We start from the raw sequence: 13,351 nt of genomic DNA, 5'->3' as shown, positions 1-13,351 counted from the left end.
TGTGCTGCCGCACTGATCTCTGATGGATCTTCACTCCAGCCTACATCTGAATCGTTTAAGTTTCAACAAAAACCATCGCAGTGATTGGCTGAATGGCGCAGCTAACAACTCTGGCGTTGAATCAGTTCCGAGGGCATCAGTAAATCCGTCTGCAAATCACCGGCCAGCAGCCGACGTGCGGCGGTGCGGCCTTTTTCGTCGCTGTGCTGGGCTATGGTGGTCAGGCTGGGGAAAAAACGCTCGCCTTCTTCAATACCGTCAAAGCCGGCCACCACCAGCTCCTGCGGGATGGCAATGCCAAGCTCACGCGCCACCGTCATGGCCGCCAGTGCAATGCGGTCGCTCATACAGAGCAACACCTGCGGCCGCGGAAACTGTGTCAAGGCTTCGCGCGCTGCCATCAGGGCGTAGTGATGGGTGTTTAACGGAATATGCCAGACGCTTTGCGCCGGGATTGACCGGTCTTGTTGCTCAGCCGCCGCCAGATAACCGTCCAGACGACGGCGGGAAATGGATTGTTCTGTGCCATAGAGTTCATCCGGCTGAATACGGCAGACCCGCTCGGAGTCAATCAGCCGCAGGCCCAGCACAGCCACAGCACCGTCTTTTTTCGTCAGGGCGTGGCTGGCAATTTGCCGGGCTGCCGCATAGTTGTCCACATTCACCGCGGCCACACCGGGCAGGTTACAGTCCACACTGATCAGCGGTTTGCCGCTTTTCAGAACACGCTGTAACTGCTCCTGATTACTGGGAGCACCATACAGAATAAAACCGTCAGGCAAGGCTTCGGCACTGCTGCAGGCGGTGTTATGCCGGCTCGACAGCAGCAGCAAATCCAGCCCCTGTTCCTGGATCACTTCGGCCACCCCTTTAATCAGCTGGTTCGCCACCGGATCGCTGACGGAATACTCCAGGCTGTCCGACAGCAGAATAGCAATAATGCCGGACTTGCCAGTGCGCAGACTGCGGGCCGCCGCATTGGGGCCGTCATACCCCAGTTCTGTGCACTGCTGCAGAATTTTTTGCCGCAGCTCGGGCGACAACTGATCAGGCCGGTTAAATGCGTTGGAGACAGTGGCAACCGAGACATTCAGCAACGCAGCCACAGTTTTCAGGTTCAGTTTTTTAGCAGAAGCGGACGACACGTCATCTGTCCTTATCAGGAACTCAGCAGTTTCAATACCTTATGATGCCTCTGTTCGTTGCATATTACCAGCAGCCGGAAAAGTGACAGTAACCAGCAAGCCTGCGCCCTGGTTGTTCAGCTCCAGAGTGCCGCCATGGCCTTCGGCGATGTCACGGCATAAGGTCAGGCCTATGCCGGAGCCACCGGCTTTGGTGGTAAAAAACGGCACCATGGCATGGGCCAGGCTGTCGGCACTCAACCCACCTCCTGCGTCCTGCAGGCACAAGCTCAGGTTCGACGGCCTTTCATCCAGCCGCAGTTCAATCTGCTCTGCGGCAGAGCCGGATTCATGGGCATTTTTCAGCAAGTTCAACAGCAGCTGCGCCAGTTGCACCCTGTCCAGCTGCCAGTCTTGTTTGGGTAAATCCCCAACCAGTTCAAACTCATACTGCTCCTGCAGCTGGTTAATCAGCCGCGGCCAGTTGACACTGCCACGCTGGGGTGCCGGCAGTTTGGCAAACTCAATGTAAGACTGTAAGAACTGGTTCAGATGGCGGGAGCGTTCAGCCATGGTCTGAAAAATCTGTTGCAGCCGGTTGTCCTGATAGTGCCGCGCCAGCTGCTCGCCGGAAAAGGCCATAGACGACAGCGGAGCCAGCGTATTGTTCAGCTCATGCCCTATCACCCGTAACAGCTTTTTCCAGGCCTTGATTTCTTCGCGGTGGATTTCCCGCGTCATTGGCTTGAGCAGGTACAGCTGATGCGGTTTTTGATTCAGCTGAAAAAAGCTGACTGACAAATGCCAGATGCTGGCCGGTTCGCCCAAATGAATTAAGCCCTGCTGGCCGCTCTGGATGGCCTGCAGCAAGGCGGGCCAGTCAGCCAGTACCTGCGCCAGACGTAACCCTTCGGCTTTACGGCCAGGGTTAAACAAGGCTCGGGCGGCGGGGTTGGTCATCAGCAAACGGCCGGATGCGTCGGTCAGCAATAAAGCACTGGGACTGGTTTGCAGCACTGTGTCCAGCAACAGCTCGCGCTGATACAAGGTAGCGCGCTCCTGCCTCAGTTGGGCAGACATCTGCTGCAGAGCATCGGCCAGCGGCTGCAGCTCACTGATACACTCGCGGTTGGCGTCGACATTAAAACTGCCATCCTGCAGGTTTTGCGCATGTAAATTCAGCGCCTGAATTTCTTCACTCAGAGGTTTGACTGCCAGATACTGGCCAGCACCAAACAAGGCCCAGCCCACGGCCACCAGTGCCAGTAGCCACAAGCCGGAACCGGACCACCACAGCAGGCCCAACGCCAGCGCAAGTGCCAGACAATTCAGCAACCAGAGCCGCTGCCCCAGCGTCGTTTTAAGGCGGGGTAATGCCATAGAACTCCATACGCCGGTAAAGTGCCTGCCGGCTGATCCCTAACGCCCTGGCCGCGCGTGAAACGATGCCCTGAGCGGCAGACAGCGCCTGCTCAATTTCGGTTTTTTCCAGGTCGTCCAGGCTCTTCTTACCACCGGCTTCCTGCGGTAAGCCGAGGTCGGCTGCATCGATCTCGTCAGACAAGGTCAGTAACAAAGCACGCTGACATAAATTCTGCAGCTCACGCACATTACCGGGCCAGCTGTACTGACGCAGCGCCTGTTCGGCTTCGACAGTCAGCGTTTTCTTACCGGCCAGGAAATGCTTCGCCAGTGGCACTATGTCATCCAGTCGCTGGCGCAGCGCCGGCAGATGCAACTGCACGACATTGATGCGGTAATACAAATCCTGGCGGAACTGGCCTGCGCTGATCGCCTGAGTTAAATCGGCATTGGTGGCGCTGATAATACGCACATCCACTTTACGGGTCTGGCTGGAGCCCAAACGTTCAAACTCGCCGGTCTGCAACACCCGCAGCAGCTTCATTTGGCCGGTTAACGACAGGTTGCCTATTTCATCCAGGAACAAGGTGCCACCGTCGGCCGCTTCAAAACGGCCTATCCGGGTTTTGGTCGCCCCGCTGTAGGCACCGGCTTCAGCACCAAACAGCTCAGCTTCCATTAAATCGGCCGGTAAAGCGCCCATATTCACTTTGATCAGTGGCTGCTGCCTGCGGCTGGAATTGGCATGCAGCACCTGAGCTATGCCCTCTTTACCGGCGCCGTTTTCGCCGGTGATCAGCACAGCCGCATTGCTGGGAGCCAGCTGCAACGCCATCTGCAGCAGTTGCTCCATCGCCGTGCTGGCAAAGACCAGGCCAGCCAGGTCTTTGCCTTCAAAGTGCGCCAGCCGCTCCTGTTGACGACGTTGCGCCTGCTGCTGTTGTTGGCTCAGCTCCGACAGCTTCAGCACATTCGCCACTGTGGTCAGTAAACGCTGGTCATCCCAGGGTTTGGCGATGTAATCCGTGGCACCGGCTTTGACCAGTTCCACCACCATATCCAGCTGTGTCCAGGCGGTCATCAGCACCAAAGGGACCGCAGGATAGGCTGAGCGCAGCTGATAAAACAGATTTTTGCCCTGCTCGCCACTCATTTCCCCCTGGGCGAAATTCATATCCTGCAGAATTAAGTCCACCTGCTGACGCGCCAATAACTGCATCGCCTGCTCGGGTGACATCGCCACCAGCACCAGGTACCCCTGCAGCTGAAACAGGGTCAGCAAGGCGGTGCAGACCGCCTCGTTGTCATCAATGACCAGTATTTTTTTCATCTGTTATAGCGTCTTCGTGGCTGTAGCCGGTGAAATCCTTGTGGCTATCCGGGCAGGATACCATGTTGCCAGGGTGACACAAACCAGCAGTAACACTGTCGCCAGCAATGGCAGCCACAGCGGCACGGCCGGGATGCTGATAACCTTGGCCAGGCTGATATTTAAGCCATAACAAACCAGAATACCAAAGCCTGCGCCTATGGCGGTGGTCAGCCAGCTTTCGCTTAACACGTCCAGTAAGACTCTGGCTTTGCTGGCCCCCAAAGCCCGTTTAATGCCCACTTCCTGCTGCATTTGCAGCGCATGGAAATGCGCATGGCTGTAGGCGGAGATCATCGCCACCAGCAGCATCAGGCCGCTCAGGATCGCCAGCAAGGTGGCCAGGCCAATTTCAGAGCGGAATACGTCGTCGCGGTTTTCATTCATCCGCATCACAGTGCCAATATCCACTTCGGGTTCCGCACTGCGGATCACATCAGTTAACTGACTGCGTATCGTCTCCGATTGACCCGGAGCCACACGAACCATGAACTGATAACCTCTTTCCACACGATCCATAAAAGAGTGTTGGATCAGGCCATAAAACGGATCACTGGCGTAACGCTGTGAATAAAAGTCCGAAATCACACCGACGACAGTGCCATTGTTGGTCGATTTTCCTATTGGATTTTGCTCAGCAAAGAGCTGCTTCGCCAGTTTATCCGTCAGCACCACATTGGTTGTATTCAGGTCCAGCTCTGTCAACAGGCGGCCCGCAACCAGCTTACTGCCCAGCACCTGAAAAATCTGTGCGCCAGTATTGTAATAAGGCACCGAATCCACATCGGTTTCGTCCTGACGGTCGGTTTCAAACACATTGCGGTTCGAGCCCCCCTGACGCAAAGGAATTTGATTGACCGCTTCCGCGGCTTCGACGCCGGGCATAGCTCTGACGGCCGCCAGTTGCCGGGTAATCACTTCAGACAACGCAGGTTGAGTACGCATAGCCGCACTGGTAGGTTTCACCCAGACGGTTAACAGCTGTTCCAGTTCCAGCCCTGTGGGTTGTTCAACCAATTGCCGTGCAGCGCCGGCCAACAGCAAGGAGTTCACCACCAGGCCTAAAGTCACAGCCAGTTGCAACAGCAATAACGCCGTGACCACTTTGCGGCGCAATAAGGATTTAATAATCAAATGGACAGACATGGCGGGATCCTTATTGTTTTAACTGTTGGTTCAGCGGGCTGAATGAGGTTTTTAACGCCGGGTACAGGGTCACCAGGTAGCTGATCAGCAGCACAAACAGTGCCATCACCGCCAGCATAGCGCCATCCCAGCCTGCCAGAGCTTTGGTGCTGGGTAATAAGGAGCTGATGGTCCAGAGGCCTAACTGGGCAAACAGCAGCGCCATCCCAAAGGCCAGAACTGAACTTAACAGCACATCAGCGACAATCTGCCCCTGCAACTGCCAGCGGCTGGCCCCTAAGGCACGGCGTAAGCTGAATTCATACTGGTTCGCCATATAACGGTTCAACGATAAATGGCTGGCATTGACCACACAGACCAGCAAAAATAATGAAGCCACCAGCGCAAAGGCATCCAGCTGTTCATTGGTTGCGCGCATGGCTTTCTGCACATCCAGCAGATTATCCAGCCTGTTACCTTCTGGTCTTTCGTGACGGCCTGCGGCTTTTTCATCGGCCACCAGGTTTTTCAAAAATTGCTGGTACTGCTGCACTTTTTCCGGGCTGTCCAGTTGCACCCAAAATTGCAGCATATTGGCAAAATTGGTTCTGGCCATTTGCGGGTAAGTGGCCATATTGCCGTCCCAATCCACGTCGGTGAAGGAGTTTTGGGTGTTGGACTGAATACCCAGGTCGTAGGCGGTTTCCAGCGGCATATAAATATCTTCCACCGGCTCGGCGGAGCGGCGGCCATTGACATCATACAAACGGGGCAACATGGACCAGTCATCCAGCACCCCTATCACTTTGTATAACTTTTCATCGATCAGCATGTCCTGCCCCACCACGTCGGTGCGGCTGAAAAACTTCAGCGCTGTGTTTTTGCTGATCACCACTTCCATTCGGGCTTTGTTGTCCGGCCAGGTTTCGCCATGCAAAAAGGGCACATCAAATAACTTAAAAAAGTCGCGTTGTGTCACCCTCAGCTCAACCCGGCTTGGGGTTGCCTGCTGGTTTTCCACCGTTTTGGCATAAGCGTCGCTGGAAAACATGGCGGCTTCTGCGGACGGAATACCGCTGCCACTCATGTTCTGCATGTCCATATAACTCATCACGCGGGATGGCTCAAAGCAGTCGGTGCAATCGCCGGGCAATGAATTAATCCGCGCCATAAACAGCGTCTGGCTTTTCTCTGGCAGCGGGTCGCGGTTCATCCAGTAATACAAGGTGGCGTTGCTGAAAAAAGTGCCCAGACCCAGGCTTAAAATTAACAGGGTTAAGGCATAAGGCAGCGGTGCGCGTTTAATGCTGTGCAGACTGAGTTTCAGATTATGAATAAACTGTTCCATCTCAGGCTCCTGCCACCAAAGGCTCATACAGGGTGGCGTCGTTCAGCTGACCGTCGACAATCTGCACATGACGGCCAGCACGGCGCGCCTGATCCGGATCATGCGTGACCATTAAAATGGTGCAACCCTGCTGGTTAATTTTTTCCAGCAGTTCCATCACCTGACGGGCCATTAAGGAATCCAGGTTGCCTGTCGGTTCATCCGCCAGCAAAATGCGCGGTTCACCGGCAATGGCACGGGCTATGGCCACCCGTTGCTGCTGACCACCGGACAGCTGGCTGGGGTGATAATCACGCCGCGCCGCCAGGCCGACAGTTTCCAGCGCCTGCTCCACCCGGCGCTTACGCTCGGCCGCATTCATGCCACGGTAACGCAGCGGCAGCTCAATATTGTCAAACAGGCTGAAGTCTTTAATCAGGTTAAAGCCCTGGAAAATAAAACCAATTTTTTCATTGCGCAGGGCAGACAGGGCTCTGTCTGACAAGCCCTGCACTGGCTGACCATCCAGCAGGTATTGGCCCTGATCAAAACTTTCCAGCGTGCCTATTACATTCAGCAAGGTGGACTTACCTGAACCCGACGGCCCGGTCAGTGCAACAAACTCCCCTTCCTGCACATGCAGGTCAATAGCGCGCAGCGCATGGGTTTCAATCAGTTCGGTGCGGAATATTTTTGATAAGTTATTAATTTTAATCATTTTAAGCTCCTGCTTATGCCCAGTGACCTGGCCATGTGTTAATTCAGTTGAACTCGGTCTTGTTGTTTAAATTCATCCAGGTTGGAGATCACCCACTGGTCGCCTTCTTTGGCCCCCTGCAAAATCTCCACGTACTGCACTGACGACGCCCCCAACACCACTGGGGTTTTTACCGCCAGATCCTGACTGACCTGGTAGGCAATACGGCTGGCGCCGGAGCCGACAAAATCACCGCGACGAATGCGCAGCACATTGTCTTTTTGTTCAATAATGACGCGGGCTGATAAACGCTGGTTCTGCCGTAAGCTGGTGCTGTCGGTCTGGCTGAAGCGCACCCGGGCTGTCACCAGGTTGTCTTTGACTTCCGGCGAAATATGGCTGAGCTGACCGGTCAGCTGCTGGTTGCCCAGGTTCACTTCCACCGCCATGCCCACGCTCAAATCGCGGATATAACTTTCCTGGATCGCCAGCTCAGCTTCGTACTGGCTTAAATCAATCACGGTGATCAGCGGTGTACCAGCCAGCACATGAGCATGCTGTTCGGCCAGCCAGTTACCGACCTGGCCTGTCACTGGGGCTGCAATGTGCAAGGCGGCTTGCTTGCGCTCCAGTTCAGCGACCACTAAGGTCTGACGCTGTAACGCTGCCGCCCCGGACTTTTTTTCAAACTGCAGTTTGTCGGACGCCAGGCTGACTTTGCGTTTGGCATGGTCAAACTCCAGTTCGGCCTGCAGCAGTTTGTCTCTGGCCACGTCGTAGTCCAGTTGCCGGATCACCCCCACTTTGATCGATTGTTCGGCCCGCGCCAGCTCCCGTTGCGCCGCCAGCAGATTCACCTGGGCCGTGTTCTGAATTTGCTCCATATCCAGCTGCAGTTCACGCGCCAGCAAGGTAGCCCGCTCGTAATCCGATTCCATACTGGCCAGCAGCGCCTGCTGCTGTTTCAGTTCATTATCCAGCTGCGGGCTGGACACCACCGCCAGTAAATCGCCCAAAGTGACGGCTTCGCCCGGCTGCTTCAGGTACTGAATTTGGCCAGCCTCCTGGCTGATTAAAGTTGGCGCATTGGCCGCCACTATGCGGCCCTGCACGGATAAATCACGGGTAAAACTGCCACGTTCCACAGTGGCAATCTGCACCTGGTTTTTGGGGATCACCAACGAAGCCTGAGCGCTGCTGGCGCTCCACAAGCCATAGCTGATGGCCGAAACGGCCAAGGTAAAACCCAGCGCCAGCAGGTTGCCTTTGCTGAACCGTCTGGCTTTGCGCTGAAGTTGAATGTCCTGATTGTGGGTGCCCTGAATCATACTCTGTTCCTGTCCGCCGCATTGGGGTAACCTGAATTCTGAGCTGTTGATAGCAGGCTTTATGCCAAAACCAAAAATAACGACAAGCAATTGAATTTAAACAACTTAGCTAAATAAAGATGATTTCAAAAAAGTGTCCGCGGACAAAAAATGTGTCCGCCTGCATGGGCCGGACACCACTGAAAAAACCACGGATCACAGAGGAACCACAGAATGTCAGACAGCCAACATTATTTATTAAGTTATGAAACCTCAGCCGACTACCTGGAAAAGCGGGTGTTATTCCGGGCCGCTCATTTAGAGCTGGCCTGGCAGGCGGCTGAACGTGGTGAGCTGCTGTTGGGCGGTGCGGTGGGCGACCCCATTGAAAGCGCATTGCTGCTGTTTAAAGTGGCGGACCCGGCCATTATTGAAGCTTTCGCCCAAGCCGACCCTTATGTACAAAACGGCCTGGTGACCCGCTACCGCATTCACCCCTGGCATACCGTAGTGGGCGAAAGCGCCTGTACGCCGGTCAGGCTGAGTTAAAGGCGAGCCGCCCACCTGCGTATTCAGCCTTGGCCTGGCCGGTAAAACTGAAGTGCATTGGTACTGAACACTTTTTCGGCCGCATCCGCCCCCAGGGCATCATACACCAGGCAGAAATCCTGATCGGTATAGGCCCTGGGCGCACGGGTGGAAGGCAAATCGGTGCCAAACATCAGCGAATCCGGGTTGGCTGCATACAGGCTTTTCAGCGCAGCGGCCACCGGAAAGTCGACCCGGCCAAAACCTGTGGCTTTCACTTTAACCCCTTGTTCTGCCAGCTTTAACAAGGGTTTAAAGCCTGCTTTGCTCAAGCCTAAATGATCAATACTGACGGCAGGCAATGCACAAAGCGTTGGGGCGAGAGCAGGCAGCTCAGCCGAATCGACATAAAGCTCAACATGCCAGCGCGCGACGTCAAACACTCTGGCCGCCATAGACGCCAGATGCCGCACCTCTTCAGAGCCGCCCCGTTTTAAATTAAACCGCACCGCCCGCACCCCGGCCGCATCAAGGTCCATGAGCTGCGAGTCGGACACCGATGCCGGTAGCTGAGTCACACCGACAAAAGCCGGGCCAAGGTTACGCAATGCGTCAAGCAGATAACGCTGGTCAAAGCCCTGGAATGAGCCGGACACCACAGCCCCACCACACAGCCGGTACGCAGACAACCTGGTTAAATAATGGCTGCAACTAAAAGGCGGCGGCAGATACCCCTGGTTCGGCACCAGCGGGTAACGAGGGTCAATTATATGTAAGTGGCTGTCAAATAAGGAGAAGCTATTCAGCATCAAGGCTCCCTGCATGGTTACATCTGGACAATGGCCGCCAGCCAGCCGTTAGTGCTCAGGTGGGCCCTCAATCAGGCCAAGGGTTCTTTCAATAAAACGGACAACCGCTTTCTCCGGCAGAACATCAGTTTTGTTGTCCGGGTTAAAGCTGGCCAGAATGGCTTTTATTTCTGCATCCTGCCTCATATCAGCCACTGATCTGCCTGCTTCGTTCAACTGCCTGACTCTGGACACCCAGGCAATGGTGTTTTGTAAAAACAGGCGCAGCTCGGCTTTTCCCTTTGGCTGACCATGCCCGGGCACAATAAGGCTGCGGTCATTGCCCAGCTTTAAAATAGCCTCAATGGCCTTGCCAAGACCGGCCAGCCCGCCCTGATAAAAGGTAGGATGCCAGCTGCTGTCATAAATATCGCCAACAAAAATGCTGTTACTTGGTTTGTGAAAAAACACCTGGTCTGCCGCTGAATGCGACCTGGCCACTAACTGCTGAATTTCTGGGAAACTACCAGCGTCGGCCAGCACTATGCTGCCTTTTTCACGAAAGTATGTGTTGCCTCCCGTGTGATCACTGTGATCATGGGTGTTGAGCACATACGATGCAGATTCACCCGCCAGGCGTCTGATTTCATGCTCTAAAGCGTCCAGTTGCTCTTCACCAGGCATAGGGTCTATTAACACAAAGCCTTGGCTGGTTTTCAGCAAGCCGATATTGGTGCCATAGGTGACTGAACGCAGAACAAATGCCTCCTTGCCGAGGGGAAGCACCTCAAAAGGCGCGGACATCGCCAGGCTCAGCGACGAAAAAACAGCAGCAAACCACAACAAGGCATATTGCATGGAACATCCTTTTTGTCAGCACTGGTGAGCCAGTGGCAACCAAAACAGCCACTGGCATCAAAGCCTGTTTTAACACGACAACAACTGGCGCACTCAACTTAAGGTAAGGTCAGCATCAGACGGCTGCATTGTGGAGGGCGACGACGGTCAACTGCTTATGTTGTCTAACTTAAGCACACTATCTTTCAATGAGGCCATTTCAATTTTATGCCCCTGATACGAGCCTAACGCCTTATTAAAATAAGCCTGTGCCTGAGACGTATTCCCTGTCTTTTCATACAGAAGCCCAATTCTGACGTAGGTAAATGCCAGATTATTTGACCCTACTTCTGTTTGCAAAGCGGCAGATTGGTCTGACTCCAGCAGTCTGGCTAAGGCTTCAAGTGCATAAAGCCCTGTATCAACAGAACCTGTCAGATAGGCAGCATGGGCACGCTCTAGCTCAGTTTTAAGAAAATCAGCGGAAATTTCATTGGCAACAGACATATTGAAGCCAAACACACCGATCGCAAACAGACCTGATTTGATTAAATTTTTCATTCCAATCTCCTTGAGGTTTGAACCGGCTGCAGCACACTGCTGCAGCTGACACACCGGCCGACCACCCAAACAACTTGTGTTAAATCCGACCCCAAAGCTGCCAATGGACAGGCATTGTAACCACTTAATCAACGATGTATGCCATTTGGTATGTTTGACCAAAGTTATCAATTAACCTGTCCAGAACTGCCATATTCATTTCATTGGGTTTAAAGCCTTTACCCTGCTTGGCAATCTGATCTCTGTGAAACTTTAGTTTGGCAAAGTCCTTTTCTAAAAAGCCCGATGTTGCCAATACGTAATCATTCCAAAGAAGAGGCGATTTGCTTGTCTGCTCGTCAGGCAACAACACAGCCGAAACAATTTCAACAGCTTTCTTATTTTCACCAGCAAAAGCGTACATTTGCAATAAATGCCATTTAAGTGACCTTTGAGTAGCATTGTTGCTGCGAACATAATGCTCTATCAGAATGGCAGCTTCTCTGTAGCATTTTCTTGCTTCCAACTCTCGCCAGCTGTTACCTGGCGTTTGATCAAAACTTGCATAGGGTAAAGCCAAATCAGTGTTCAACCGCTCTGTTAACAGTGAATTGCAATCAGCCCTTACAGTGAAGGCACAGAAAAATAAGAATATGGCGATAACCAGCTGAAACATAATTAAATCCTTTTAGTGTTAATACCCTTATGACTGGCTGAGCGTCAGAGGGATTCCGCCCGTGCTTGTTGGCGTGTGATTGTTGACAGCTTTGCCAGGTAAGCCCCAGATCACCGCGCATGTCTATTCATTGTTTCTGAGCCAACTGTCGCGGAAGAGAGCCTGATTCACTGGACTTCAGACAGCCAAGTGCCCCCAATACCGCTTTGGAGCGCACCAACTGGACCCGCGCCTCACATAATGCAAAGTTTTTCGCTTTTGAATCTGACCAACCTTCAGCCAACACAGCATATGCGCATAGCAAGCCGTCAAATGCAGATTTTCATTCTTCAAATAAGCCATCTTCCTTTTTCGCCCGACGTGAAAGTTTATGCTGAACAAATGCGGCTATAACTAAACCCACACCTAGTCCAGTAACAAACGAAATTACTGTAGATAGGTCAATGCGTATATATTCTCTAACGCTCAATAGAATAAAACGTCAGCAAGTTAGAATTTTTTGCTTTTTTGTCGATTTTACTGATGCCAAATTAATGCCGAAGCACCTCTAAATCAACAATTTTCTCCAAAACAGAAAAGTCAATTTCAGGCAGAATCCATACTCTTTGTACACAAGTTGTCCGAAATTTTACCCTTGGTTGGTTGCCGGATGTGTCACCCGTAGTTTTTGGATCTTTATTGGGAATAATTTGAGGTTATAAGGCGGTAGTGTCTGAGCGAAGCGGTAGCACTAAGCGGGTTACCCATTCGTCTCAACCAATTGATTTTTTTTAAACTGAATTTATTTAGGCATGGTTCTCCTCTGAGGGCCTGCGTTCAACTGTTAAAGCGAGCGTCCTGCCTGCTTTTGCGCCGTGTAACGAAAAAGGCGCAGTAAACTGCGCCCCTACAATAATCAACCAACGTCAGTCACACCAAACACATCCCCCCTCAGAGTTCACATCCCCCACACTGCCAGTTCATTGCCTGAAGGTTCGGTAAAATGAAAACGGCGACCGCCGGGAAAGCTGAAAATGGGCTGGATAATCTGGCCCCCGGCCTGCTCAACCTCAGCCTGGGTGGCCTCTAGATTGGTGCTGTACAGCACCAAAAGCGCTGAACCATTGGCGGTTCTGGCCATTTGTTCCGACCGAAAAAAACCACCGTCCAGGCCTGAATGGGCAAAGGCGGTGTAGTCCGGGCCATAGTCGGTAAAGCGCCAGCCAAAGACCTTCGCAAAGAAGGCTTTGGTCGCCGTTAAATCCCGGCAGGGAAACTCGGCATAATTGAGCTGATGATGCTTGAACTGCGCTGATTCGCTCATATTCCCCCCTGAAGCCTTATTTTTTCTGCCACTGGCCGCCCAGCTGCACGTACTGGCCTTTGGCGGTTTTTTCAATGGCTTTCTGGCCCGCCATGGCTTCCACGTCAGCCAGCGCAATGCCGTTTTGTTGTGCCAGCTTCTGGTATTCGGCTTTGCGGGCTTTGTTAATCAACTCGGCAATTTCACTGGCCTGAGCTGAGCTTTGCACCACCCCTAAATAACCATTAGGCTGTTCGCCCAGCAATCCCTGCGCTTTGGCCGGGCCCAGGGCCTGCATGGCCTGTTGTAAATCCAGCGCCAAGACAGGTAAAGCACAAGCCAGCAGTACAGACAAACAAATAGTTTTGATGGTTTTCATACGGCTCTCC

At 53.2% G+C, this 13,351-nt stretch carries 14 protein-coding genes; 1 reads left to right on the top strand and 13 read right to left on the bottom strand.

Annotated elements, in window-relative coordinates:
* Positions 1-101: 101 nt before the first annotated feature.
* Genes WKJ04_RS06535 through WKJ04_RS06505 form a run of 7 tightly spaced genes read right to left on the bottom strand, consistent with a single transcriptional unit; the run spans position 102 to position 8,332 of the window.
* Positions 102-1,145, bottom strand: a complete 1,044-nt coding sequence (locus WKJ04_RS06535; RefSeq protein ID WP_337879681.1) for a LacI family DNA-binding transcriptional regulator — start codon at positions 1,143-1,145, stop codon at positions 102-104.
* Positions 1,146-1,184: 39 nt separating this feature from the next.
* Positions 1,185-2,504 carry an ATP-binding protein gene (locus WKJ04_RS06530; RefSeq protein ID WP_337879680.1) on the bottom strand — a complete coding sequence of 440 codons (1,320 nt, stop codon included), beginning with the start codon at positions 2,502-2,504 and terminating at the stop codon, positions 1,185-1,187.
* On the bottom strand, positions 2,485-3,816 hold the full coding sequence (locus tag WKJ04_RS06525) for a sigma-54 dependent transcriptional regulator (RefSeq protein ID WP_337879679.1): 1,332 nt from the start codon (positions 3,814-3,816) through the stop codon (positions 2,485-2,487). The genes WKJ04_RS06530 and WKJ04_RS06525 overlap by 20 nt, the downstream gene beginning before the upstream one ends.
* A gap of 3 nt (positions 3,817-3,819) precedes the next feature.
* Positions 3,820-5,001 (bottom strand): ABC transporter permease, encoded by a 1,182-nt coding sequence (locus WKJ04_RS06520; RefSeq protein WP_337879678.1) that lies wholly within the window; start codon positions 4,999-5,001, stop codon positions 3,820-3,822.
* 10 nt (positions 5,002-5,011) lie between these two features.
* The gene (locus tag WKJ04_RS06515; RefSeq protein WP_337879677.1) at positions 5,012-6,328 is read right to left on the bottom strand and encodes an ABC transporter permease; all 1,317 of its coding nucleotides are present in this window, start codon (positions 6,326-6,328) and stop codon (positions 5,012-5,014) included.
* A gap of 1 nt (position 6,329) precedes the next feature.
* Positions 6,330-7,025, bottom strand: a complete 696-nt coding sequence (locus tag WKJ04_RS06510; protein WP_337879676.1) for an ABC transporter ATP-binding protein — start codon at positions 7,023-7,025, stop codon at positions 6,330-6,332.
* A 38-nt stretch (positions 7,026-7,063) separates the two neighbouring features.
* Positions 7,064-8,332 (bottom strand): HlyD family efflux transporter periplasmic adaptor subunit, encoded by a 1,269-nt coding sequence (locus WKJ04_RS06505; protein WP_337879675.1) that lies wholly within the window; start codon positions 8,330-8,332, stop codon positions 7,064-7,066.
* A 213-nt stretch (positions 8,333-8,545) separates the two neighbouring features.
* On the opposite strand from WKJ04_RS06505, the gene WKJ04_RS06500 reads away from it, so the two are divergent.
* Positions 8,546-8,860, top strand: a complete 315-nt coding sequence (locus WKJ04_RS06500; RefSeq protein WP_337879674.1) for a YciI-like protein — start codon at positions 8,546-8,548, stop codon at positions 8,858-8,860.
* Between the two features lie 23 nt (positions 8,861-8,883).
* Here WKJ04_RS06500 and WKJ04_RS06495 read toward each other — a convergent pair whose 3' ends face one another.
* The 6 genes from WKJ04_RS06495 to WKJ04_RS06470 form a co-directional block, all read right to left on the bottom strand.
* Positions 8,884-9,648: an amidohydrolase family protein gene (locus WKJ04_RS06495; protein WP_337879673.1), complete on the bottom strand. Its 765-nt coding sequence runs from the start codon at positions 9,646-9,648 to the stop codon at positions 8,884-8,886.
* Positions 9,649-9,696: 48 nt separating this feature from the next.
* On the bottom strand, positions 9,697-10,485 hold the full coding sequence (locus WKJ04_RS06490; RefSeq protein WP_337879672.1) for an MBL fold metallo-hydrolase: 789 nt from the start codon (positions 10,483-10,485) through the stop codon (positions 9,697-9,699).
* Positions 10,486-10,632: 147 nt separating this feature from the next.
* Positions 10,633-11,025 carry a hypothetical protein gene (locus tag WKJ04_RS06485; protein WP_337879671.1) on the bottom strand — a complete coding sequence of 131 codons (393 nt, stop codon included), beginning with the start codon at positions 11,023-11,025 and terminating at the stop codon, positions 10,633-10,635.
* A gap of 124 nt (positions 11,026-11,149) precedes the next feature.
* Positions 11,150-11,680 carry a hypothetical protein gene (locus tag WKJ04_RS06480; RefSeq protein ID WP_337879670.1) on the bottom strand — a complete coding sequence of 177 codons (531 nt, stop codon included), beginning with the start codon at positions 11,678-11,680 and terminating at the stop codon, positions 11,150-11,152.
* Between the two features lie 937 nt (positions 11,681-12,617).
* Positions 12,618-12,983, bottom strand: a complete 366-nt coding sequence (locus WKJ04_RS06475; protein ID WP_337879669.1) for a VOC family protein — start codon at positions 12,981-12,983, stop codon at positions 12,618-12,620.
* Between the two features lie 16 nt (positions 12,984-12,999).
* A complete protein-coding gene (locus WKJ04_RS06470) occupies positions 13,000-13,341 on the bottom strand; it encodes a YdbL family protein (RefSeq protein WP_337879668.1) in 342 nt (113 codons plus the stop codon).
* Between the last annotated feature and the right edge of the window lie 10 nt (positions 13,342-13,351).

Origin of the sequence: Rheinheimera sp. (assembly GCF_037442345.1) — a bacterium.
In the GTDB taxonomy this organism is placed as follows: Bacteria; Pseudomonadota; Gammaproteobacteria; order Enterobacterales; family Alteromonadaceae; genus Pararheinheimera.
This window is presented reverse-complemented; position numbering and strand designations above follow the sequence as displayed.

Bases quoted from the DNA above. Each gene is read 5' to 3' on its own strand.
- WKJ04_RS06530 (WP_337879680.1), bottom strand. From the start codon at position 2,504: ATGGCATTACCCCGCCTTAAAACGACGCTGGGGCAGCGGCTCTGGTTG.
- WKJ04_RS06525 (WP_337879679.1), bottom strand. From the start codon at position 3,816: ATGAAAAAAATACTGGTCATTGATGACAACGAGGCGGTCTGCACCGCC.
- WKJ04_RS06520 (WP_337879678.1), bottom strand. From the start codon at position 5,001: ATGTCTGTCCATTTGATTATTAAATCCTTATTGCGCCGCAAAGTGGTC.
- WKJ04_RS06515 (WP_337879677.1), bottom strand. From the start codon at position 6,328: ATGGAACAGTTTATTCATAATCTGAAACTCAGTCTGCACAGCATTAAA.
- WKJ04_RS06510 (WP_337879676.1), bottom strand. From the start codon at position 7,025: ATGATTAAAATTAATAACTTATCAAAAATATTCCGCACCGAACTGATT.
- WKJ04_RS06505 (WP_337879675.1), bottom strand. From the start codon at position 8,332: ATGATTCAGGGCACCCACAATCAGGACATTCAACTTCAGCGCAAAGCC.
- WKJ04_RS06500 (WP_337879674.1), top strand. From the start codon at position 8,546: ATGTCAGACAGCCAACATTATTTATTAAGTTATGAAACCTCAGCCGAC.
- WKJ04_RS06495 (WP_337879673.1), bottom strand. From the start codon at position 9,648: ATGCTGAATAGCTTCTCCTTATTTGACAGCCACTTACATATAATTGAC.
- WKJ04_RS06490 (WP_337879672.1), bottom strand. From the start codon at position 10,485: ATGCAATATGCCTTGTTGTGGTTTGCTGCTGTTTTTTCGTCGCTGAGC.
- WKJ04_RS06485 (WP_337879671.1), bottom strand. From the start codon at position 11,025: ATGAAAAATTTAATCAAATCAGGTCTGTTTGCGATCGGTGTGTTTGGC.
- WKJ04_RS06480 (WP_337879670.1), bottom strand. From the start codon at position 11,680: ATGTTTCAGCTGGTTATCGCCATATTCTTATTTTTCTGTGCCTTCACT.
- WKJ04_RS06475 (WP_337879669.1), bottom strand. From the start codon at position 12,983: ATGAGCGAATCAGCGCAGTTCAAGCATCATCAGCTCAATTATGCCGAG.
- WKJ04_RS06470 (WP_337879668.1), bottom strand. From the start codon at position 13,341: ATGAAAACCATCAAAACTATTTGTTTGTCTGTACTGCTGGCTTGTGCT.